Consider the following 23,399-nt stretch of genomic DNA (forward strand, 5'->3'; position numbering starts at 1 on the left):
GCGATGATGAAGTGGAAACAACAAATTTATGATATGAAACCATATCAACCAGGAAAGCCAATCGATGAAGTAAAGAGAGAATACGGGTTAGAGGAAGTAGTAAAATTAGCATCTAATGAAAATCCATTTGGAAGCTCGCCAAAAGTGGCTGAATTTTTAAAGGCGAGTGAAATTAATTATGCGATTTATCCAGATGGCTACGCACAAAATTTACGTACAGCTGTTGCAAATCATTTGGGTGTGAAAGAAACTGAGCTTATTTTCGGTAATGGCTCGGATGATTTAATCGCGATTATTACACGTGCACTTTTATATCCTGGTGTCAACACTGTCATGGCTGATCCATCGTTTTCTCAATACTGGCATAATGCAGATGTTGAAGGGGCAGAGGTGCGTAAAGTTCCGACAGTTGACGGGCGCCATGACTTAGCTGCGATGCTTTCGCAAATCGATGAGCAGACTTCTGTTATATGGATTTGTAGCCCAAACAATCCAACTGGAACGGTTGTTACGGATGATGAATTACAGCAATTTTTAGCGCAAGTACCATCACATGTGCTTGTTGTGCTAGATGAGGCATATATCGAGTATGTTCATGACCCTGCTCATAAAAATACGCTACCATACTATCGTCAATATAATAATCTTATTTTATTACGTACATTTTCTAAAGCATATGGCTTGGCGGCATTCCGTGTTGGATATGGTATTGCACAGGAGGATATTATTGCAAAGCTGGATGCAGTGCGAGGTCCATTTAACAATACTGTGATAAGTCAAGAAGTAGCAGCGCTTGCTTTACAGGATCAAGCATTTATTGAAAATTGTCGTGCAGCGAATGAAAAAGGAAAGGCACAATATGTAGAATTTTGTCAGCGCCATAATTTGAATTTCTATCCATCACAAACGAATTTCATTTTATTTGAAGTGAAAATGGATAGCAATGTAGTATTCCAAGAAATGATGAAGCGCGGCTTTATTATCAGAAGTGGTGCAGCACTTGGAGCACCAGGCTATATTCGAGTTACAATCGGTACAGAGAAACAAAATAGCAAATTTTTAGCACTACTTGAAGAAGTGCTACAGGAACAAGGTGTGTTAGTGTGACGAAAAATGTATTAGTTATTGGGCTGGGGCTGATTGGTGGTTCGGTCGCCCTTGCTATGCAAAAAGCTCCACAAGTGAAGGTGTTTGGTTATGATGCATTTATTCAAACTCGAGCAATGGCTAAAACGCTGCAAGTAGTACATGAAGTTGTAGATGACGTACAGCAAGCGGCTGAGAAGGCAGACCTTATTATTTTCGGCACACCAGTTAATGCGACGCTTGATTGGATGGACAAGATGCAAGCGTGGACACTGAAAGACAATGTGATTGTGACGGACACAGGAAGTACCAAAAGCTTGATTATGGATAAAGCACAGCTACTACAGGCTAAAGGGATTACATTTATCGGTGGACATCCAATGGCAGGTTCACATAAAAGCGGTATTACAGCAGCAAAGCCACATTTATTTGAAAATGCTTATTATATGTTAACGCCATTAGCGAATGAGCAAGAGGCAAACATAGAAAAATTAGAGGCAATGTTAAAATATACACATGGCAAATTAGTGCGAGTGGATGCGAAGGAGCATGACCATATGACCGCTGTTGTTAGCCATTTCCCACATATTGTAGCAGCTTCTCTAGTACATCAACTATATCAGGAAAATGCGCAGTTCCCAATGACAAGCTCCATTGCGGCAGGAGGTTTCCGAGATATTACACGCATTGCTTCAAGCAACCCATTACTATGGCGCGATATTACTGTGCAAAATCGCGAGGAGCTTATTGGACAGCTTGAGCAATGGCTGAAAGAAATGGATGCTGTTAAAAACTTATTAGAAGAAGGCGACATTTCACTAATTGAGCAATATTTCGCAATGGCAAAGGAAGTACGGGATGAGCTACCGATTTCAGCAGGAGCCTTTTACACGTCATTTGATTTGTATGTCGATGTGCCTGACTATCCAGGGGTTATTTCTGAAATAACTGGCTATCTCGCAGAAGATAGTATTAGCATTACAAACATTCGTATTGTGGAGGCTCGTGAAGATATATTTGGTATTTTAGTGATTAGCTTCCAAAACGAAGAGGACCGTGAGCGTGCAGTGAAGTGTATCGCACGTCATGCGAATTTTGAAACATTTATCTCTTAAGCAAAGGGGGCGTCAAACAAGCCGTGCAGTTGCCGACTTGTTTGACGCTGGCGGGTGGTGCTTTATTATTGCATTTCGTTGATGCACAATATGAGCGCTACCTTCAAGCTCTAGAACATATCCTGAAGCAGAAATACATAGAGCGTTTTATTACATTGGATAATCGAGGACATATTTGGAAAGATAAAATGTATGAGGATTGGGTTTGCTCTAGAAAATATAAAGGCTGAACAGCTCTTAGATAATTATGTAACAAATTTCAGTAATCATTGTATACCATTTCCCTATGTTCATGAAATATTGCAATAGTTGACAGAACGACATTTTAATTAGGCTAAATTAAAATACTTAGGAGGGTCCTAGATGGAAGCTACAAAATTACATTATAAAAAGCCGAGCTTGCAAGGAACAATTACTGTACCTGGCGATAAATCAGTATCGCACCGTTCAGTGATGTTTGGTGCGATTGCACAAGGAACAACAACAGTAGAAGGCTTTTTATTAGGAGAAGATTGCTTAAGCACGATTGATTGCTTCCGAAAGCTTGGTGTGCAAATTGAAGTAGAGGGTACAAATGTAACAATTACAAGCGAGGGTATTGATGCATGGCAGGAGCCAACTGAAGTACTTTATACAGGTAACTCAGGTACGACAACGCGTTTAATGCTTGGTTTACTTGCGGGGACAAAGCTTCATACAGTTATGACAGGTGACGCCTCTATTGCAAAACGTCCGATGCGTCGTGTAGCAGATCCGCTACGTTTAATGGGAGCACATATTACGGGACGTGAAAACGGGCAATATACACCTGTTGCGATTCAAGGCAAAGAGCTGACAGCGATTGATTACACGATGCCTGTTGCGAGCGCGCAAGTAAAATCAGCTATATTGTTAGCCGGCTTAAGCGCACAAGGCACGACAATTGTGCGTGAAAGCGAAGTATCACGTGATCATACAGAGCGCATGCTACGTCAATTTGGCGCACAAGTTGATGTGGAGGATGGAGTTGTCTCCTTTGCAGGCGGTCAAAAGCTTACTGCAACACATGTAAAAGTGCCTGGTGATATTTCTTCTGCTGCCTTCTTCCTTGTAGCAGGAGCGATTGCTAAAGATAGCCGTATTGTACTACAAAATGTCGGAATCAACCCAACGCGTGATGGCATAATTAGTGTGTTAGCAGAAATGGGTGCAAATATGTCAATAAAAGTAGAAGATGAATTGGCGGCTGAGCCGACAGCAGAAGTGACTATTGAAAGCTCAATACTTAAAGGCATCACTGTTGAAGGTGAGCTGATTCCTCGTTTAATTGATGAAATTCCGATAATTGCCTTGCTTGCGACACAAGCGCACGGTTCAACAGTTATTAAAGATGCTGAGGAGCTAAAAGTAAAAGAAACTGATCGAATTACCGCCGTTGTAACAGAGCTAAAAAAGCTTGGTGCCAATATTGAAGCGACGGATGATGGCATGATTATCCATGGCCCAACTACCTTGCATGGTGCAGCTTTACAATCTTACGGAGACCATCGTATCGGCATGATGGCAGCAATCGCATCACTTATTACAGAAGGCGAAGTAACGTTAGATGATGCTGATTGTATTGCGGTGTCGTACCCAACATTTTTCGAGCATATAGATACACTGCGCTAAAAATAAAAAGAGGCTGTAGAGAAAGTAGGCTAACTCCTACATTTTCCTACAGCCTTTTACACTTAAAGGAGTAGCTTATTTTCTCATCGTTCTTGTTTTTTTGAAAAATATACCAACATATTAGAAACTACAAAGTATGGAAATACTACTAAAAAAGTTTTTTCATTTACCTGAAACATTCTTTCTACTATGTAAGCATTTTTTCTTGTTAGATGGCTACTTGTCATGTAGCATAGGGAATGACTTAAGAAAGAAAAGGTGAAGTACTGTGGCAAACATTAATCAATTACAACAAGCAATGCAAGATGGGGATTTGCAGAAAATTGACCAGCTGCTAGAGCCGTTTCTAATGAATGCTGAGCCGAATGAGCAATACGAAATGGCTGAGCTGTTTATGCAGTATGGTTATTTACAGCAGGCAAACAAAGCGTTATCGCATTTGCAATTTTTATTTCCAGAAGAAGCGCAGCTAACAATTGATCGTGCAAATGTGATGATGGAAATTGGCGAGGAAGATGAGGCGCTTGAGTTGCTTTTATCTGTCGACACAGAAGCAGCAGAATATCCGCAAGCCTTGCTCGCTTTAGCCGATTATTATCAGATGCAAGGTTTATTTGAAGTTGCTGAAAAACGCATTAATGAAGCTGTATCGCTGCTTCCTAGTGAGCCATTGTTACAATTTGCAAAGGCAGAACTATTGTTTGAAACAGGTCGTTTTACTGAGGCAGCACGTATTTATGAAGAGTTATATACGACAGATAAAGTGTTTGCGGGTGTTTCGTTAGCAGCACGTTTGGCCGAAGTATACCGTGCGGGTGCAGGCTATGAAAGAGCGCTTGATTATTACATGGAGGCGCTTGAGGATGAGGTTTCACCAGATATGTTATTTGGCTCAGCATATGCCGCGTTCCAAACCGAAAAATATGAGCTTGCAACGAAGCAGCTTGAAGATTTAAAAGAGCTTGATCCAGATTATTTTTCTGCGTATTTATTGTTAGCAGAGAGTTATGCTATGTTAGAGGATAATAAACGCGCTTATAAAGCGATTCAAGAAGGGCTAGCGCGCGATGAATATGACAAGGCACTGTTTTTATTTGCAGGTAAAATCGCCTTGAAAAACCATTTACCGAATGAAGCAATTGAACATTTACAGCAGGCGATTGCATTAGACCCTGAATATATGGAAGCAATTTTAGTGCTGATGTCGATTTATAGTAAAGAAGAGCAATATGAAGCCATTATCGATTTATATGAGCAACTAGAAAAGGAACAATTTGATTGGACAGCTTTAGCTCCATATGTAGCGGAAGCTTACAATCAGGATGAACAGTTTGAAAAAGCATACGTTATTTATAAGAAAGCATATAATGATTTTAAGGATGATGAAGCGTTTTTAGAAGCGTATAGTTATTTTCTAATTGAAGATGGAAAACGTGATGAAGCGAAAGAAGTTGTGATGAAATTAATGACATTACAGCCTACAGAGCAACAATGGATAGATTTATACGATAGCTTTGAGTAAAGGGGGCATTGCAGCATGGCATCATCCGTCCCAATTGCAGATAAAAAGATATTTGTGAGATGGTTTTTAAAAAATTATCAATTGAAGCGCAGGGAATGTGTGTGGATTTTAAATTACTTATTGAGTGATGAAAAATTGTTAGAAAATGTATGCTTTGTAGAAGAAGCACATTACTGCCCACGCGCGATTGTAATGTCCTCTGTTGAAAGTAACGGCGTACCGTTTCGCTTTTATAAAGGCAATATTATGACGGCAGATGCAGAAAAATCATTTCATGACTTACGGTTAAATCCAGAAGAGGTGATGTATATTCAAATCAACTTTCCAAATATTCCGCCTCACCAAGTATATTTAGCCGTGTTAGAGGAAAATCCTTATATGCCGAAGTATTTGCATATTAGCGAAAAAGACCGCATTTTAGCAGAGCAATTATTAAAAGATAGTATGCGTGCCTTTCAAGAGGAAAAGCTCTTAAAGGAAATTGACGAGGCGCTTGACCAAGGAGATAAGAATCGCTTTTTTGAATTATCAAGCTTATTACAAGCACTGCAGCATGTACAGAAGTAATGAATAATATGTCTGCATACGTGCAGACATATTATTTGCGCCAAAGAGGGTGGCATGTCAATACGACCGCCTTAAGTTTGGATTATAGGAGGAAGTAAAGTGTTTTTCAATGTGAAGGATGTAGAACAATTTCAAGCACAAAAGCAATTTATTGATACAGTAGTTGTACCGGTATTAAATATAGGTTTAGAACAGGAAAAAATAAGACATAGTAGTTCACAGGCGGAATTTTTAATGTCTTTAACATCATTTATTGAGCAGCAATTTAGAGGAAGATTAATGCTTATCCCACCAATCACTTATTTACAGCAGATGCCACAACAGGTTGATCTTGCTGTTTGGAAAGAATCGCTTGAAAATGCAGGCTTTAAACATATTTTCTTTGTTACCTGTGACCATCATTGGACAAGCATGCAAACTGACTACAATATCATTTGGCTACCAGCTATTCCTTTAGAATCGATGGATGCTAGTATGAAGCAAAAAATTCTAGAGGATCAGCTAAAACAGGTGATTCCAAACTTAACAGCTGAGTGGACGAAACAGTAATTAATTTGCTTCAGTAGTTATTTATGGTGTGAATACAGGAATCTTCTAATATAGAGCATCTCAGCCTAAAAGCACCACATAGGCGCAACGATTAAATGATTATGAAAGCCTCTAAAATATTTTGAAGGGTGCACGAAGATGTATATTTAACTGCCATCAAAGGATAAGATGTTTTTTAAGTTAACTTTCTCTTCCGCTCAGTAGGAAAAAATCAGGATGATAGTTATTTGAGGTGTAATTGATTTGCTTCATGAAATGTTCACAAACTGTCGAAAACGACCGAATGCTGTATTGACCAACTTATTTTATTGATATATCATAGATATGTCCTAGTATTACTATTTGTAAAAGTATTGACCTTTTAGTTAGAGGGGGGAAAAGAGTGAGTAATAATCGAGTAACGCGACGTCAATTTTTAAACTACACTTTAACTGGTGTTGGTGGATTTATGGCGGCGGGAATGGTATTGCCGATGGTACGTTTTGCTATTGATCCGGTATTACAAACAAAAGCAGAAGGCGACTTTATTTTAACAAGTCAAAAAGTGGCTGATATTACAGAAGAGCCTGTTAGTGTTAACTTTACATTTGAACAAGTGGATGCTTGGTATAAATCAGATGTAACAGAGGCGGCTTGGGTATATAAGAGCGGTGATCAAATTGTCGCACTTTCGCCTGTATGTAAACACTTAGGTTGTACAGTAAACTGGGCTGGTGATTCAGAACACCCAGAGCAGTTCTTCTGTCCATGTCACCTTGGTCGTTATGAGAAGAACGGTCAAAACGTAGCAGGTACACCACCTCTTGGCCCATTAGACCAATATGAAGTGGCAGAAAAAGATGGTTTCTTAATGATCGGGAAGAAAATCCCGAATACTTTCAGTTAATTTAGTTAGGGGGTACGATATCAGTGCTAAACAAAATTTATGATTGGGTCGATGAGCGCTTAGATATTACACCTATTTGGCGTGATATTGCCGACCACGAAGTGCCAGAGCACGTAAACCCTGCCCATCACTTTTCAGCATTTGTTTACTGTTTTGGTGGATTAACATTCTTCATTACAGTAATTCAAGTTTTATCTGGTATGTTCTTAACAATGTATTATGTACCAGACGTAGAAAATGCTTGGAAATCAGTTTATTATTTACAAAACGAAGTAGCGTTTGGTGAAATCGTTCGTGGTATGCACCATTGGGGAGCTTCATTAGTTATCGTAATGATGTTCTTACATACGCTTCGTGTATTCTTCACAGGTTCTTATAAAAAGCCTCGTGAATTGAACTGGATTGTTGGTGTAGGTATTTTTGGTGTAATGCTTGGGTTAGGTTTCACAGGATATTTACTTCCTTGGGACATGAAAGCATTGTTTGCAACAAAAGTAGGTATTGAAATCGCAGCATCTGTACCATTTATTGGTGAAATGATTAAGGTTTTATTAGCAGGTGATGCTGAAATTCTAGGTGCAGCAACGTTAACTCGTTTCTTCGCGATTCATGTATTCTTCTTACCTGCTGTATTATTTGCTTTACTTGCAGCACACTTTATCATGATTCGTCGTCAAGGTATTTCAGGACCACTTTGATTTAACAATGTTTTGATGATTTTTTAAGGAGGGGACACTATGCAACGCGGAAAAGGTATGAAGTTCGTTGGTGATTCGCGTATTAAATCGAATAACCGTATGCCGAACAAGCCTAAAGATTATTCCGAGTATCCAGGGAAGACAGAAGCTTTTTGGCCTGATTTCTTATTAAAAGAATGGATGGTAGGGGCTGTATTCTTAATTGGTTACCTATTATTAACTGTCGCTCACCCTTCACCACTTGAAGGACCGGCAGATCCAACTAATGCTTCTTATATTCCGTTACCGGACTGGTACTTCTTATTCATGTACCAATTATTAAAATACACTTATGCTTCAGGTCCATACAATGTGATTGGAGCTATCATTATCCCAGGTTTAGCATTCGGTGCTTTAGCGCTTGTACCATTCTTAGATACAACGCCAGAGCGTCGTCCATCTAAACGTCCATTACCAACAGCATTTATGTTATTAGCTGTTGCGTCAATGATTTATTTAACATGGGAGTCTGTAGCAAACCATGACTGGGAAGCTGCAAAAGCTCAAGGTGTTATTACAGATAAAGATTTAGGATTATTACCTAATGTAGAGATTGATGAAAGCTCTCCAGGTTATGAGATTTTCCAATCACAAGCATCTTGTATTGGTTGTCACGGTGGTGACTTAACTGGTGGTACTGGTGCACCAATGCTTTTAGGTAATGAATTAACTGCTGAAGAAGTAAAAGAAATCGTAATCAATGGTCGTGGCGGTATGCCAGCTGGCGCATTTGATGGTACAGACGAAGAACTTGACCAATTAGCAGAGTTTATCGCAAGCTTAAAAGAAGAGAAATAATTCCAAAAGAGAGTCAGTATCCTGACTCTCTTTTTTAGTTAAACTAAATACATACTTATCAATCGATGAAAGGAGCTTTTTATGCAGCAGTTATTTATTCAATGTTGGCACATACTGACAAATAAAGCATTTTTAATTTTGTTGCTTATTATTAATATAGCTGGGACAATTTATGGTTATTATTGGTATGGCTATCAGCTATCAACTACTGATCCAATCTTTTATATTTTTGTGCCTGACAGCCCTACTGCTAGCTTATTTTTCTGTTTTGCAATTATCGGTTGGCTATTAGGAAAAAATTTCAAATTGATGGAAGTGTTAGCGCTTATAACATTAATAAAATATGGTCTATGGGCAGTCGTTATGAATTTATTAACATTAATTGAAACAGGCTATATTGGTTCTGCTGGTTGGATGCTCGTATTTTCACATTTTATGATGGCTGTCCAAGCTGTTCTTTATTTACCAAAATATCGCTTTGAATTTTGGCATATTGCAGTGGCGGCAATTTGGACATTGCACAATGATATCATAGATTATGTATTTGGTCAGATGCCTTATTACGGTATTTTAGATCAATTTGCGAATGAAATTGGTTATTTCACGTTCTGGTTATCAATTATTTGTATTACAATCGCTTACTTCACATATCAAAGGCGCGATTATTTGCATCAATTGTAAAAACTATTTAAAATAGTATATGGAAATAAGGATAGAGGGGAAGAGAACAAAAAATATGGCAATGTATATAATTTATTTTGCGATTGTGTTAATTTTACCAATCTATGCACAAATGAAAGTTAAAAGCACTTACAAAAAATTTGCTCAAGTACCTGCAGCTAAAGGAATGACTGGTGCTCAAGTGGCACGTTTAATTTTAGATCATCATGGTTTAACAGATGTGCGAGTAGTTCCAACACAAGGCGTTTTATCAGATCACTACAACCCAGCAACAAAAACAGTAGCACTATCAGAGGATAATTACTACAATACATCAATTGCTGGTACTGCTGTTGCAGCACATGAAGTAGGTCATGCGATTCAGCATAAAGAGGCTTACTCATTTTTAACAATGCGTGCGAAACTAGTGCCAGTAGCAAACATTTCTTCAAATGCTTCTTGGATATTTGTTATGATTGGTATTTTTGCACAGCAATCAGGTTTATTATTATTAGGTATTACATTATTAGCAGCTGGAGTATTATTCCAAATTGTTACTTTACCAGTGGAGTTTGATGCATCAAAGCGGGCAATGAATGAGGTTGTTGGGCTTGGCATTATTGGAAATAATGAAGAACGCTCTGCGAAAAAAGTATTAAATGCAGCAGCGATGACATATGTAGCAGCCGCGGCAGTAGCTGTATTAGAGTTACTACGTTTAGTATTAATTTATACAGGCATGCGTTCAGATGACTAATAAAAAGATGTAGGTGCTTTACGCACCTACATCTTTTTTAATGAATCGGTTGCTTTTTATCATCTAATGTAAAGCCTTCACCAGCAACATCGAGTACATCTAAAATGGATACGAACGCATGTGGATCAACTTCGTGAATAATGGATTTTAAACGAACAATTTCATTGCGCCCGACAACGCAATAAATAACATCTTTATGCTCCTTCGTAAAATAACCATGCCCTTCAAAAAATGTGACACCACGCTCCATTTTTTCTGCAATAATAGCGGCAATATCATTAGAATGAGGTGAAATAATAATAGCTCCCTTGGCAGAATATGCCCCATCCTGCACAAAATCAATGACACGTCCCCCAACATAAACGGCAACAAGCGTATACATCATGGAATGAGCATCTAAAAACGTTAGCCAAGATAATAAAATAACAACCGCATCGAAGGCGAACATCGTTTTCCCCATTGACCAGCCCATATATTTATTGATAAGCCTTGCTACAATATCGACACCGCCTGTTGTTCCACCAAAACGGAAGACGATACCTAATCCTAATCCGACAAACACCCCAGCGAAAAGTGAAACAAGAAGTAAATCATCTTGTAAGTTCATTTGGAATTCGTATATTTGGAAAATCTTTAAAAACAACGAAACAGATACAGTACCAACCAAAGTATAAACTAAAGACTTTTTCCCAAGTAAACGCCAGCCTATAATAAACATAGGAATATTTAATAGCAAGTTTAATAAAGCAGGGTCCCAATTTAACATAAAATATAAAATAAGTGTAATACCGCTAAAGCCACCTTCTCCTAATTGGTTTTGCATATTAAAATGAACAAAACCAAAGCTGAAAATGGCGGTTCCTAACATAATCCCGATGATGTTTCGAATCTTGATGCCTTTCATTGTGTTCCCCCGTTGCATATATAATTTTTCAGTAGTTAGCCTTAATATTTGTTTGCTAATCACTAATGAATAAGTTGCTAGGCTCTGCGGAAAGCGCTAACATTGGCGCAAGCAAGCTGCCTACAAAAACCTTTCAGACAGCTTGTTTGCATACCTTTTATTATGTTTCATTTTTGATGTTTTGACAATACGAAGTGAAATCTATAAATTAAAGAGTAGGGAGTGATATGATGACAACAGAAATAACTATGCAGCAATTACAACAGCGTGTTGATGATTATATCGGGCAATTCAAGGAAGGCTATTTTCCTCCTTTTGAGCTATTAGCACGATTAACGGAAGAGTTAGGTGAATTATCACGTGAAGTGCAAGATGTTTATGGACAGAAAAAGAAGAAAGCGACAGAGGATTTAGGAAGCATTGAAGAAGAGCTAGGGGACTTCTTTTTCGTTCTCGTATGCTTTGCAAATGCACAAGGAATAAAACTTGATGAAGCACTTTTACGCGTTCTTCACAAATTTGAAACACGCGATAAAGATCGATGGACAAGAAAGGACGAATAAGCATGATTAAAGTAGCGATTGCAGGTGCACGTGGGAAAATGGGAATAGAGGCTGTACACACAGTAATGAAGCGCGAAAGCCTAGAGTTAGTAGCAGCGCTTGATTACAAGGAAGTTGGCTCAACTCTAGGAGAGCTAGAGCAATTTCCTAACGACTATAAAGTACCGATTTTCACTAGCTTTGAGGAGCTTGTAGCACAAACGAAGCCAGATGTATTAATTGATTTAACGAATCCACAGTCAGTATATGAGCATACGAAACAAGCATTATTACATAAAGTACGCCCTGTTATAGGTACCACAGGCTTTACAGATGAGCAATTAGAGGAGCTAACACAGCTTGCACAGGAACAAAAAGTGGGCTGTATTATCGCGCCGAACTTTGCCTTAGGAGCAGTATTAATGATGAAGTTTGCAAAGGAGGCAGCAAAATATTTCGATGATGTTGAAATTATCGAAATGCATCATGACAAAAAGCTGGATGCTCCAAGTGGTACGGGTGTAAAAACGGCACAAATGATTGCTGAAGTACGTCGAGCGAAAGTGCAGGGCCATCCAGATGAGCACGAGACGATTGCAGGTGCACGCGGTGGAGATTTTGATGGAATGCGCATCCACTCTGTACGTTTACCAGGGCTTGTAGCACATCAACAAGTTTTATTCGGTGGAGAAGGGCAGCTTCTGACGATTCGCCATGATTCATTAAACCGTGAATCATTTATGAATGGCGTTGTGTTTTGTGTTGAAACAGTAGTAGGTATTGAGCACCTTGTATATGGGCTTGAAAATATTCTTTAGAATGGACTGACCAAAAAATGAAAATAGCATTAATTGCACATGACAGAAAAAAAGATGATTTAGTTCAGTTTGCGGTTGCATATAGTGATATATTGGCACAGCATGATTTATATGCTACAGGTACAACGGGAGCACGTATTCAAGAAGCAACAGGATTAGCAATTAAATGCTTCCGTTCAGGTCCTCTCGGTGGTGATCAGCAAATTGGTGCAATGATAGCGAACAACGATATGGATATGGTGTTTTTCTTCCGTGACCCATTGACAGCACAACCACATGAACCAGATGTAACAGCACTCGTTCGCTTATGTGATGTATACCATATCCCACTTGCCACGAATATGGGAACAGCTGAAATTTTATTAAAGGGCTTGCAGGAAGGGCTAGTAGATTGGCGTTTAATCGCAGAACGTAGACAATAGTTTAGATAGATAATGGAGGGGTACAATGAAAAAACTAAAAATTGGTATTACGTGTTATCCAACGGTTGGAGGTTCTGGTGTAATAGCGACAGAACTTGGTAAAATGCTTGCGGAGCGTGGCCATGAAATTCATTTTATTACATCAAGCGTACCTTTTCGTTTAAATAAAATTTACCCGAATATTTTTTTCCACGAAGTTGAAGTAAATAATTATTCTGTTTTTCAATATTCACCGTATGATATAGCACTAGCAAGTAAGATGGCGGATGTAATACAGAATGAAGGGTTAGATATTTTACATGTACACTATGCAGTTCCACATGCTGTATGTGCTGTACTAGCAAAAGCGATGTCGAAAAAAGATGTACGTATTATTACCACATTACATGGAACAGATATTACGGTTTTAGGACAGGATTCGGGTCTGACACAAGCAATTAAATATGGCATTGAACAATCGGATATTGTGACAGCTGTTTCCAATGCACTAAAGGAACAAACATATGAGCTAATCGATACGACAAAGCCAATTGAAACGGTATATAATTTTGTCGATGAAAATATTTTTAAACCAATGAATGCGGAATACTTAAAAGAACAGTTTGGCATTAAGCCACATGAAAAAGTGCTTATTCACGTTTCAAACTTCAGAAAAATCAAAAATTTGCCAGATGTAATTGAAGCATTTATGAAAGTGCGTGTGCAAATAGAGGCAAAGCTAATCCTTGTGGGAGATGGGCCTGAAAAACATCGCGTCATGGAGCAAGTGAAATGCTCACCATATAGCGAGGATATTTTATTTTTAGGAAAGCAGGAAAATATTGCAGAGCTATATGCGATTAGTGATCTTAAGCTACTATTATCGGAAAAGGAATCGTTTGGCTTAGTTTTATTAGAAGCAATGGCATGTGGTGTCCCTGGTATCGGCACGACAATTGGCGGTATACCAGAAGTAATTGAGCATGGTAAAAACGGCTATCTTGTCGCACCACATGATACGGATGCAGTAGCAGCTTATGCACTTTCATTATTACAAGATGACGCTAAGCTTCAACAATTCCGAGATGCCGCTATTCAAACAGCACAAATTAAATTCCAGTCTAACAAAATTATTGAGCATTATGAAAGCTTATATGAACGCTTGTTAGGGATGGAATCATGATGTGGGAAGCGGCAAAGCGTGTTATTGAGAAAATCGAGCAAGCAGGCTTTGAAGCCGTTTTTGTCGGAGGGGCGGTTCGTGATTTTATAATTGGACAGCCAAATCATGATGTCGATATTGCGACAAGTGCTTTACCATCAGAAATTAAAGCCATTTTTAGCGAGACGATTGATGTTGGTATTGAGCATGGAACTGTATTAGTTTTAGATGAGGGTGAGCCAATAGAGGTCACAACTTACCGTACAGATGGACTCTATACAGATCACCGTAGACCAGATGCAGTTACATTTGTTCGCTCTTTAGATGAAGACCTAGCGCGGCGTGATTTTACGATGAATGCAATGGCAATGACGCGAAGTGGCGCGATTATTGATTTATATAATGGGCAAGAGGATATTAACAAAAAAGTGATTCGTGCTGTAGGGCATGCCGAAAAGCGTTTCCAAGAGGATGCGTTACGCATGATACGAGCAATTCGCTTTAGTGCGCAGCTAGGCTTTACAATTGAGGCTACTACATTATCCGCAATTAAATCTTTAGCCGAGCAAATTCAATATGTTGCGAAGGAGCGCATTCATGCTGAATTTAATAAAGTTTGGATAAGCCGTTTCCCAGCACAAGGCATTGCCATGCTAGAACAAACGACATTAAGTCATTTTTTACAAGGCTCATTTACAGCGGCTGATTGGGAGAAATTCCAAACAACAAATCCACTTGTAGGCTGGGCGTATTTTTACGTTTTAAATGAGCAAGAATCTTTTTTCTCCAATTATAAATGCTCAAATAAAGAAAAAATATTTGCCAAGCAAGTGGCAGAGGCCCATGGCAAGCTGCAAGAAGGCTGGCAAGTGCTGGATTACTTCCATTATGATATCGATGTGCTTTATACAGCGTATGATATCGCGAGATGGCGAGAACAGGCAATTGCTTTCTCAAGAGATGAAATTGAAACAAGAAAAGCAGAATTGCCAATAGCTACTACACAGCAGCTTGCAATTAGCGGTAGTGACGTAATAGAATGGGCGCAAAAAAAGGGCGGACCATGGCTAAAAGAGGCATTAGCTGCCGCATTATTAGCTGTACTAACAAAGCAAGTAGAAAACGATAAAGAGCAATTAAAGGAATGGTTTCATGACATCTATAAAGGATAAAATATTGCAACGCTTTTTAGCGGCAGATGGTGAGCCGATTAGTGGGCAACAATTAGCGGATGAGCTGCTTGTATCAAGAACGGCCATTTGGAAGCATATGCAAGCTCTCCAACAGGATGGTTATACATTTGAAGTAGTGAAGAAAAAGGGCTACAAGTTACTTGCTAAATCAAATAAGCTTGATGAGATGCAAATTGCTGCCCATTTGACGACAGCACGCTACGGTCACAAAATTCATCATTATGATGAGGTAGATTCAACACAAATTTTGGCACATGAATTTATTCGTAACGGCGCAGCAGACGGCACTGTAATCATTGCTGAGAAGCAAACAGCAGGGCGTGGTCGTATGCAGCGTCCATGGGATTCAGCTGAAGGACATGGCGTTTGGATGACGACAATTATTCGCCCCAATGTTCTACCACATCAAGCACCACAATTTACACTTGTGACAGCCGTAGCACTTGTTCATGCAATAAGTGATGTATGTCAGAACTTCAAGCCATCGATTAAATGGCCAAACGATATTTTAATTAACGGTAAAAAATGTGCAGGTATTTTAACGGAAATGGTTGCAGAGGCTGATCGTATACAAGCATTGCTAGTCGGAACAGGCATTAACGTCAATCAGCAGCAAGAGGATTTTCCAGAGGAGTTACATAGCATTGCAACTTCGATGGCAATTGAAGAAGGACAAAAAATCGATCGAGCTGTATTTGTAGCAAAATTCCTCGGTCATTTAGAGCATTTTAATGATATTTATGTCAAAGAAGGCTTTGCCCCAATAAAAACACTATGGGAAGCAGCCTCAGGTACTATCGGCAAACATGTGCGTGCAACGACATTGCGTGAAGTAATTGAAGGTCAAGCAATCGGCATCACAGAAGCAGGCGTACTAGAAATTCGCACAGCAAATGGCGAAATAAAAAGCGTATACTCGGCTGATATAGAAGTAAAGTAGTGTTAGGCACAGATAGTTTCCACACAATTCTTTGTAATTCGCAGATAAATGGTGAAAACCGCAGATAACTCAGTGAAATTCGCAGGTAAATGGTGAAAACCGCAGATAACTCAGTGAAATTCGCAGATAAATGGTGAAAACCGCAGATAACTCAGTGAAATTCGCAGATAAATGGTGAAAACCGTAGATAACTCAGTGAAATTCGCAGATAAATCACGAAAATCACAAATAACCCCAAAAAATATCAAAACGTTGTACTGTACGTTTTCGTTAAAACTTGTTATAGTATGCTTGAGGACAGTATCTGTATAGAACTGTACCAGCAATGCAAAAGAATGAGAACAGTCTGCCTTGATCTAATTTGACAGGGACGGAAGAAAACGGAAGCGTGCACAACTTTTAATGTACAACGCAACCCTTCTGTCCATTTTTGGATAGAAGGGTTTTTTTATGTTTTCTTCTCACACAAGAAGGAGGATTCATATGAAAACAACAAGTGATTTTTTGAAAATGAAGCAGCAAGGTGAAAAAATCGTGATGATTACAGCTTACGATTATCCGAATGCTAAATTTTCAGAGGATGCAGCAGTGGACATGATTTTAGTCGGTGATTCTTTAGGGATGGTCGTGCTAGGTTATGAATCAACGATGCGCGTGACAGTTGATGATATGATTCATCACAGCAAAGCAGTGCGACGAGGTGCACCAAACACATTTGTCGTAGTTGATATGCCCTTTGGCTCTTACCATGGTGATATCAATGACACGTTAAAAACAGCCGTGCGCATGATGCAAGAAACTAATGCCAATGCATTAAAGCTTGAAGGCGCAGGTGACGTTATTCCTGTAATTAAAAAGCTAACAGAAGCGGGCATCCCTGTCGTAGCACATTTAGGCTTATTACCACAATCAGCAGGTGTGCTTGGTGGCTACAAAGTACAAGGCAAAACAGCGGAGCAAGCGCAGCAATTAATTGCAGATGCCAAAGCTTGTGAGGCAGCGGGCGCTGCCGCAGTTGTACTAGAATGTATTCCACATCAGCTAACAGAGGCGATTTCACAAGCTTTAATCATCCCAACAATCGGTATTGGTGCAGGGGTAGAAGCAGATGGGCAAGTGCTTGTTTTCCATGATTTAGTGCAATATGGCAAGCACCATATCCCGAAATTTGTTAAAGCATTCTCGTATGTAGGTGATGAAGTAGAGCAAGGCATTACTAGTTACGTGCGTGAAGTAAAAGAAGGAATATTCCCAGCTAAGGAACATCAATTTACAATGAAAGATGAAGAACTTAACCAGCTTTATGGAGGCGTTAAATAAATGAAAGTTGTCACAACAATTGCGGAGCTAAAGCACTATGTTCATCAAGCTAAAAAAGAGCAAAAATCAATTGGTTTAGTACCAACAATGGGCTATTTACATGATGGACATTTGACGCTAGCTCGTACAGCAAAGGCAGAAAATGATATTGTCATTATGAGTATATTCGTCAACCCAACGCAATTTGGACCGAATGAAGATTTTGAATCATATCCGCGTGATTTACCACGTGATACAGAGTTAGCTAAGTCAGCAGGTGTTGATTTAATTTTTGCTCCAAGCGTAGAGGAAATGTACCCATCAGACGGGGGGATAAAGCTAGTAGCAGGACGTCAATCGACGATTTTATGTGGTGCTAGTCGTCCAGGTCATTTTGATGGAGTAGTGCAAGTTGTGGCGAAGCTATTCCATTTAGCTGAGCCTACACGCGCTTATTTCGGGCAAAAGGATGCGCAGCAAGTAGCGATTATTGAAACGATGGTGCGCGATTTTAATTTCCCATTAGAAATTACAACGATTCCAATCGTCCGTGAAGAAGATGGGCTGGCAAAATCAAGCCGCAATGTTTATTTATCTGAACAGGAGCGAGCTGAGGCCCCAGCGATTTTTGCTGCCCTCAATTTAGCGAAGGCGCATTTTTTACAAACGAAAAATGCTGAGGAAGCAATTGCGCTTGCAGAAAAGCATATTACAGAAAATACAGCAGGTCGCATTGATTATTTACAATTTTTAAGCTACCCTGATCTAGCAGTAGTAACACCACAAACAGAAAAGTTTTTACTAGCAGTTGCAGTTTATGTTGGTAAGACGAGACTGATTGATAACTTAATTTTTTCACTAAAAGGGGAATAAACAATGTTTCGCATGATGATGAATAGTAAAATCCACCGCGCACAAGTGACACAGGCAGATTTAAACTATGTTGGCTCTATTACAATTGATGAAGATATTTTAGATGCAGTGGGCATGTTACCAAACGAAAAAGTGCATATCGTTAATAACAATAATGGCGCACGCTTTGAAACGTATATTATCGCAGGTGAGCGTGGTAGTGGCGTTATTTGTGTCAATGGTGCGGCAGCGCGCCTTGTACAAAAAGGCGATATCGTGATTATTATTTCGTACGTCTACGTTGATGCCAACGAAGCACGCGACCATAAACCAACTGTGGCAATTATGGGAGAAAACAACACAATCAAGCAAATGATTAGCTACGAGCCAGAAGCAACGGTGATGTAGGTATTGCGAGAAATTGAATCAAGATAAAAGAGGTATGAGCATAAAGCTCATACCTCTTGTTTTATTATTATGGCTTGGCTGCCCAAATTTCAATTTCGATTTTTATTTCTGGAAGACCAAGTGCAGATAGATAGCCAATTGTCATTGCTGGATATTCTGTTTTGAAAAAGGAATCCCATTCTTCATAAAAATAATCCCAATGAATTGGCTCTGTCGCCCAAACATTTACTTTTATAATATTTGAAGTATTTAAATTCTCTGATTTCAGAGCGGTTTGGATATTATGAAAGGTATTACATACTTGCTCATTTAACGTTATAGGCAAATCGCCATCTAAATCAGTGCCGATCTGTCCTGATAATACAAATAACTCTGCGTTTCTAGGAATCTTTGTTATGTGTGTGTAATTTCCAACTGGCTTTGGCATTGCTGCTGGATTTGTTCTAATAATTTTACTCATTTTAATCACCTCATCATTATTTTGCTGCTGGATTTCCTAAAATTGGGCACAATTCACCCTTAAAACTTTTTTTTAGAAAAAAACAGCAGTTGAATATCCATATCCGCATGATAAAAACGCCAGCATCTTTTTCTTCATAACATGGATACCCTCCTTAATAAATGATTAAAGTAATAAATAAATCATACCAAAAGTTTAGTGAAATGAAAACAAAGATTATATTGTCTAATTAACGTAATATTTCTTCCATAAAGAATTAATATATGCTAGACTAAATGTAATTCTAATCGAACGGAGGTGAAAAAGAATGATTCAAAACGCTATGATGACAGGTGTAAAAGTGGATACTGCGATGTACTTTGCACGTGTAATTACTTTTGATTTTGCGCCTAACGGGATAAGTCTGCCCTTTTTTAAGCAAATCAAAATACGTAACGTAGCGGATTAACCATTCTTTTTCACAATGTTTAGGAAAAGATTGCATGTTAATGTGCAGTCTTTTTTTGTTGTGTAAAAATGCTTTTTCGCACGTTGATGGAGGAATCACGATGCAAATAAAAGCAGAGAGTATTATGAAAACAATCGGAAGTAATGAAATTTTTAATGGACTACAATTGGAAGTTAATGCAAAGGAGCATATCGCCATTGTTGGTCCAAATGGCTGTGGTAAAACGACGTTGCTACGCCTATTAGCTGGTGAAGATACACCGGATGAGGGGCGTATAATTAAAAGTAAAAATGCAACCATCGGCTATTTACATCAAATACCAAGCTATCCGACATATACAGTAAGAGCCGTATTAGAACAAGCCTTTGCCTCTATTTTTGAGCTGAAAGCAAAGATGGAGCACATTGAACAACAAATGCAGGACGGGGAGGTTTCTACAAAGCTTTTACAGCAATATGGGCAAATGCAGGAGCAGTTTATCCAGCAGGGAGGCTATGAAACAGATTCACAACTAGTAGCAATTGCAAATGGCCTAGGTATTGCTTCTTTTTTAAAGCAGCCATTTGAAGCATTAAGTGGTGGCGAAAAAACAAAAGTAATGCTAGGGCAAATGTTATTGCAGAGTCCTTCTATTCTATTATTAGATGAGCCAACTAACCATCTAGATATGCAAGCTATTGAATGGCTTGAAAACTATGTAGAAAGCTTTGAAGGCATTGTCATTGCAGTATCGCATGATCGACAATTTATGAATCAGATGGCACATAAAATAGTTGAGATAGAAGATGGGGAGGCGTTTATTTATCATGGCAACTATGATGCTTTTGTTCAGCAAAAGCAGGAAAAAATTGAACAGCAGTTTGCACAATATGAGGAACAACAGAAAAAAATAAAAAAAATGCAGGAAACAATTAAACGTCTAAAGCAATGGGCAAATGAAGCAAACCCACCAAATGATGGATTGCATCGTCGAGCAAAAAGCATGGAAAAGGCATTAGCACGTATAGAGCGTGTGAAAAAACCGATAAGCATGAAAAAAATGAATTTATCTTTAGCGATGTCGGAGCGTAGTGGCAAGGAAGTACTATCTTATGACAACATTACGCATAGCTATGGACGCACATTATTTACTGATATTCATTTGGCCGTTTATTTTCAAGATAGATTGGCGATTGTAGGCCAAAATGGCTGTGGTAAGTCGACTTTGTTAAAAATGGCGACGGGTGAGGTAGTACCACAGCAAGGTATATGTCAGCTTGGAAGTAATGTCAAAATCGGCTACCTTTCACAGCAATTTGATTATAGCAATACGGAGATGCGTGTCGTAGATGTTTTTCGTTCAAGTGTTGCTGTATCAGAGGCGGAAGCAAGGCATATATTAGCCCAATTTTTATTTTACGGCTATGATGTTTTCAAAAAAATAAAAAATTTAAGCGGTGGCGAGAAAATGCGTTTACGTCTTGCACAGCTAATGCACCAGCAAATTAATTTATTACTATTGGATGAGCCGACGAATCATCTTGATATTGAATCGCGCGAAGTGCTAGAAGATACATTAGAATCCTTTGAAGGTACAATTGTCGCTGTCTCACATGACCGCTATTTTCTGCAAAAACTATTTACAAAAATAGCATGGATTGAACATCAACAACTAACTGTATATGAAGGAGATTATGAGTGGGCAAAGGAAAAACGTACAACAGCCTACCAAGTAATTGAAAAAGCGCCTGTAGAGAAAGTACAACGCAAAAAAGAGCTTTCTACTTTGGAGCAAATTGAAAAACTAGAAATAAAACTAAAAGAACCAACACTTGCTGCGATTCAGCGCGCTAAATTGGAGCAACAGCTAGAGGCACTGTATGAACAATGGCTACTAGAGGAATAGGAGGTGAAATCCATATGTGGTTGCTATTTTTATAAGTCGATACGAGTTGTAAAAAGCTCGTATCGATAGTCACTATCGATACGGAAAATATTCTTTTTTTCGGAGGTAGTGTCAGATGGAACAAATGCAATTTGAAATACAACAATTAACACATAGTTATTTTGATAAAGAAATTTTAAATATCCCTTATTTAGCAGTGCATCAGTTAGAACGGATCGGTATTGTTGGGGAAAATGGTGTAGGAAAAAGTACATTGCTCAAGCTATTGGCTGGGAAAATTCCCCCAACAACAGGTCAAGTGAAAAGCTTTGTCGACGCCTTTTATATGGATCAAATTGATTTACAAGTAACGAATGATATTGATTATGCTTTACAAGGCAAACTAAACATTAAAGAGCAGCATGCTCACTTAAGCGGCGGGGAGCAGACAAAATTGAAGCTTGCTGAACTTTTGTCAACATACGCCCCTTGCTATTTATTAGATGAGCCAACATCGCATTTGGACAGAGAAGGTATTCAATTTTTAATCGATGAGTTGACTTATTACTATGGGACGCTCGTAATTGTCAGCCATGACCGTATGTTGCTAGATGCTGTTGTTGATACCATTTGGGAAGTGAAGGACGGAGAGGTACACGTATATGCAGGTAATTACAGCACATATAAAGAGCAAAAGGAATTAGAGCGTCAGCAGCAACAGCAGGCACATGACGCCTATATTAAGGAAAAAGGGCGACTAGAGGCAGCTGCTGCAGATAAAATGAAGCGTGCTGAGCAAATGGCACAGGCGAAAAACATGTCACGCAAAGAAGCAAAATCCAAGCCGAATCGTATGGTTGAAACAAAATCAAAGGCTACAGGACAAAAGGGCCTGCATAGGGCGGCAAAGGCGATGGAGGAACGTGTACAACAACTGCAAGCTGTAGAGAAGCCAAAAGCAGAGCGAACATTTCACTTTGCACACCAAGCAATCACCGAATTGCATAATAAGGTGCCAATTTTAGCAAATGATTTTACGCTAATGGCTGGTGATAAGCTACTTTTAGAGCGTGTCTCATTTCAATTCCGCCAAGGGCAGAAAATCGCTATAACTGGAACAAATGGCTGTGGCAAAAGTACATTGCTTAAGGCGATAGTAGAAGGGGCAGAGGGCATTGAAATATCACCAAAAGTGAAAATAGGCTATTTCAAGCAAATGAGCTATCAATTTGTTGAATCACAAACATTGCTACAATTTATGAAATCACAATCAGCTTATGATGAAGGTTTTTTAAGAAAAGTATTAGCTGCCATGCATTTTACACAAAACGATTTACGAAAAAGTGTTTGTGATTTAAGTGGTGGAGAGGCAATGCGCCTACAGCTTGCTTTATTGTTTGTCGGTGATTACAATATGTTGTTACTTGATGAACCGACGAATTTTTTAGATATTACATTAATGGAAGCATTGGAGCGCTTTATTTTAGGATACCAAGGCACAGTACTCATTGTGTCGCATGACCAAGCTTTTCTAAAGCAGACGGCGACAGTGCATTATCATTTAGCAGAGCATAAATTGATATTAAAATAATAAAAGAGAAAGATGGAATGAAATTGGTTTTTCATTCCATCTTTTTGGTATGTGCTATAATAAAGATGGAAATATGGGGAATAATATGAAGGGAATTGGAATAATTATTTTCATTGTATGCGTGTATTGCTTTCCTTTTGCATATTTTTCAATGTACCAGGATTTCTCTAATCGTTCAATGCTTGGATAC

Annotated in this window: 26 protein-coding genes; 24 read left to right on the forward strand and 2 right to left on the reverse strand. The window is 38.8% G+C overall.

Translation table 11 applies throughout. From position 1 onward, the window contains the following. Positions 1–6: 6 nt before the first annotated feature. The 12 genes from hisC (at position 7) to TY13_RS15565 (ending at position 10,327) form a co-directional block, all read left to right on the forward strand. The gene (gene hisC / locus TY13_RS15510; RefSeq protein WP_042478315.1) at positions 7–1,107 is read left to right on the forward strand and encodes a histidinol-phosphate transaminase; all 1,101 of its coding nucleotides are present in this window, start codon (positions 7–9) and stop codon (positions 1,105–1,107) included. Next, positions 1,104–2,201 (forward strand): prephenate dehydrogenase, encoded by a 1,098-nt coding sequence (locus tag TY13_RS15515; protein ID WP_042477989.1) that lies wholly within the window; start codon positions 1,104–1,106, stop codon positions 2,199–2,201. Before hisC ends, TY13_RS15515 begins: the two co-directional genes overlap by 4 nt. 23 nt (positions 2,202–2,224) lie before the next feature. After that, the gene (locus TY13_RS15520; RefSeq protein ID WP_154661624.1) at positions 2,225–2,431 is read left to right on the forward strand and encodes a hypothetical protein; all 207 of its coding nucleotides are present in this window, start codon (positions 2,225–2,227) and stop codon (positions 2,429–2,431) included. Between the two features lie 133 nt (positions 2,432–2,564). After that, positions 2,565–3,851 carry a 3-phosphoshikimate 1-carboxyvinyltransferase gene (gene aroA / locus TY13_RS15525; protein WP_042477991.1) on the forward strand — a complete coding sequence of 429 codons (1,287 nt, stop codon included), beginning with the start codon at positions 2,565–2,567 and terminating at the stop codon, positions 3,849–3,851. A gap of 298 nt (positions 3,852–4,149) precedes the next feature. Beyond that, a complete protein-coding gene (locus TY13_RS15530; protein ID WP_081797031.1) occupies positions 4,150–5,373 on the forward strand; it encodes a tetratricopeptide repeat protein in 1,224 nt (407 codons plus the stop codon). A 15-nt stretch (positions 5,374–5,388) separates the two neighbouring features. Further along, positions 5,389–5,940, forward strand: a complete 552-nt coding sequence (locus TY13_RS15535) for a ReoY family proteolytic degradation factor (protein WP_042477994.1) — start codon at positions 5,389–5,391, stop codon at positions 5,938–5,940. A gap of 99 nt (positions 5,941–6,039) precedes the next feature. After that, on the forward strand, positions 6,040–6,489 hold the full coding sequence (locus TY13_RS15540; protein ID WP_042477996.1) for a DUF2487 family protein: 450 nt from the start codon (positions 6,040–6,042) through the stop codon (positions 6,487–6,489). Between the two features lie 382 nt (positions 6,490–6,871). Continuing rightward, positions 6,872–7,375, forward strand: a complete 504-nt coding sequence (locus tag TY13_RS15545) for a ubiquinol-cytochrome c reductase iron-sulfur subunit (protein WP_042477998.1) — start codon at positions 6,872–6,874, stop codon at positions 7,373–7,375. 23 nt (positions 7,376–7,398) lie between these two features. Further along, positions 7,399–8,073, forward strand: a complete 675-nt coding sequence (gene qcrB / locus TY13_RS15550; protein WP_042478000.1) for a menaquinol-cytochrome c reductase cytochrome b subunit — start codon at positions 7,399–7,401, stop codon at positions 8,071–8,073. A 39-nt stretch (positions 8,074–8,112) separates the two neighbouring features. Continuing rightward, a complete protein-coding gene (locus tag TY13_RS15555; RefSeq protein ID WP_042478001.1) occupies positions 8,113–8,910 on the forward strand; it encodes a menaquinol-cytochrome c reductase cytochrome b/c subunit in 798 nt (265 codons plus the stop codon). Between the two features lie 81 nt (positions 8,911–8,991). Beyond that, on the forward strand, positions 8,992–9,591 hold the full coding sequence (lhaT, locus tag TY13_RS15560) for a lipoprotein heptaprenylglyceryl N-acetyltransferase LhaT (protein WP_042478004.1): 600 nt from the start codon (positions 8,992–8,994) through the stop codon (positions 9,589–9,591). Positions 9,592–9,646: 55 nt separating this feature from the next. Then, positions 9,647–10,327 (forward strand): zinc metallopeptidase, encoded by a 681-nt coding sequence (locus tag TY13_RS15565; protein ID WP_042478006.1) that lies wholly within the window; start codon positions 9,647–9,649, stop codon positions 10,325–10,327. Between the two features lie 37 nt (positions 10,328–10,364). Here the strand turns inward: TY13_RS15565 and TY13_RS15570 are convergent, their stop codons facing one another. Then, a complete protein-coding gene (locus tag TY13_RS15570; protein ID WP_042478007.1) occupies positions 10,365–11,231 on the reverse strand; it encodes a YitT family protein in 867 nt (288 codons plus the stop codon). Between the two features lie 230 nt (positions 11,232–11,461). Between TY13_RS15570 and TY13_RS15575 the strand changes: the two genes are divergently transcribed. From TY13_RS15575 to panD, 9 genes are all read left to right on the forward strand, one after another. Beyond that, positions 11,462–11,794, forward strand: a complete 333-nt coding sequence (locus TY13_RS15575; RefSeq protein ID WP_042478009.1) for a nucleotide pyrophosphohydrolase — start codon at positions 11,462–11,464, stop codon at positions 11,792–11,794. Positions 11,795–11,796: 2 nt separating this feature from the next. Beyond that, positions 11,797–12,591, forward strand: a complete 795-nt coding sequence (gene dapB, locus TY13_RS15580; protein WP_042478010.1) for a 4-hydroxy-tetrahydrodipicolinate reductase — start codon at positions 11,797–11,799, stop codon at positions 12,589–12,591. Between the two features lie 17 nt (positions 12,592–12,608). Continuing rightward, on the forward strand, positions 12,609–13,013 hold the full coding sequence (mgsA, locus tag TY13_RS15585) for a methylglyoxal synthase (RefSeq protein ID WP_042478012.1): 405 nt from the start codon (positions 12,609–12,611) through the stop codon (positions 13,011–13,013). Between the two features lie 25 nt (positions 13,014–13,038). Beyond that, a complete protein-coding gene (bshA, locus tag TY13_RS15590; protein ID WP_042478014.1) occupies positions 13,039–14,175 on the forward strand; it encodes an N-acetyl-alpha-D-glucosaminyl L-malate synthase BshA in 1,137 nt (378 codons plus the stop codon). Further along, the gene (locus tag TY13_RS15595) at positions 14,172–15,326 is read left to right on the forward strand and encodes a CCA tRNA nucleotidyltransferase (RefSeq protein ID WP_042478016.1); all 1,155 of its coding nucleotides are present in this window, start codon (positions 14,172–14,174) and stop codon (positions 15,324–15,326) included. The genes bshA and TY13_RS15595 overlap by 4 nt, the downstream gene beginning before the upstream one ends. Continuing rightward, on the forward strand, positions 15,307–16,287 hold the full coding sequence (locus TY13_RS15600) for a biotin--[acetyl-CoA-carboxylase] ligase (protein ID WP_042478018.1): 981 nt from the start codon (positions 15,307–15,309) through the stop codon (positions 16,285–16,287). Before TY13_RS15595 ends, TY13_RS15600 begins: the two co-directional genes overlap by 20 nt. A 483-nt stretch (positions 16,288–16,770) precedes the next feature. Continuing rightward, entirely contained in the window at positions 16,771–17,607 is an 837-nt protein-coding gene (gene panB / locus TY13_RS15605) for a 3-methyl-2-oxobutanoate hydroxymethyltransferase (RefSeq protein WP_042478021.1), read from the forward strand. Further along, complete coding sequence (gene panC / locus TY13_RS15610) at positions 17,608–18,459, forward strand: pantoate--beta-alanine ligase (RefSeq protein WP_042478023.1); 852 nt, start codon at positions 17,608–17,610, stop codon at positions 18,457–18,459. It begins immediately after the preceding gene. Between the two features lie 3 nt (positions 18,460–18,462). Then, positions 18,463–18,846 carry an aspartate 1-decarboxylase gene (panD, locus tag TY13_RS15615; RefSeq protein ID WP_042478024.1) on the forward strand — a complete coding sequence of 128 codons (384 nt, stop codon included), beginning with the start codon at positions 18,463–18,465 and terminating at the stop codon, positions 18,844–18,846. Positions 18,847–18,913: 67 nt separating this feature from the next. Here the strand turns inward: panD and TY13_RS15620 are convergent, their stop codons facing one another. Next, positions 18,914–19,312 (reverse strand): RidA family protein, encoded by a 399-nt coding sequence (locus tag TY13_RS15620; protein ID WP_042478316.1) that lies wholly within the window; start codon positions 19,310–19,312, stop codon positions 18,914–18,916. 301 nt (positions 19,313–19,613) lie between these two features. On the opposite strand from TY13_RS15620, the gene TY13_RS20905 reads away from it, so the two are divergent. From TY13_RS20905 to abc-f (TY13_RS15630), 3 genes are all read left to right on the forward strand, one after another. Beyond that, positions 19,614–19,754: an RAxF-45 family protein gene (locus TY13_RS20905; protein ID WP_195891708.1), complete on the forward strand. Its 141-nt coding sequence runs from the start codon at positions 19,614–19,616 to the stop codon at positions 19,752–19,754. 100 nt (positions 19,755–19,854) lie between these two features. Then, entirely contained in the window at positions 19,855–21,639 is a 1,785-nt protein-coding gene (gene abc-f / locus TY13_RS15625; RefSeq protein ID WP_042478026.1) for a ribosomal protection-like ABC-F family protein, read from the forward strand. 115 nt (positions 21,640–21,754) lie between these two features. After that, on the forward strand, positions 21,755–23,209 hold the full coding sequence (abc-f, locus tag TY13_RS15630) for a ribosomal protection-like ABC-F family protein (RefSeq protein WP_042478028.1): 1,455 nt from the start codon (positions 21,755–21,757) through the stop codon (positions 23,207–23,209). Positions 23,210–23,399: the final 190 nt, after the last annotated feature.

This window comes from Bacillus ndiopicus (assembly GCF_000612805.1).
Classification (GTDB): domain Bacteria; phylum Bacillota; class Bacilli; order Bacillales_A; family Planococcaceae; genus Metasolibacillus; species Metasolibacillus ndiopicus.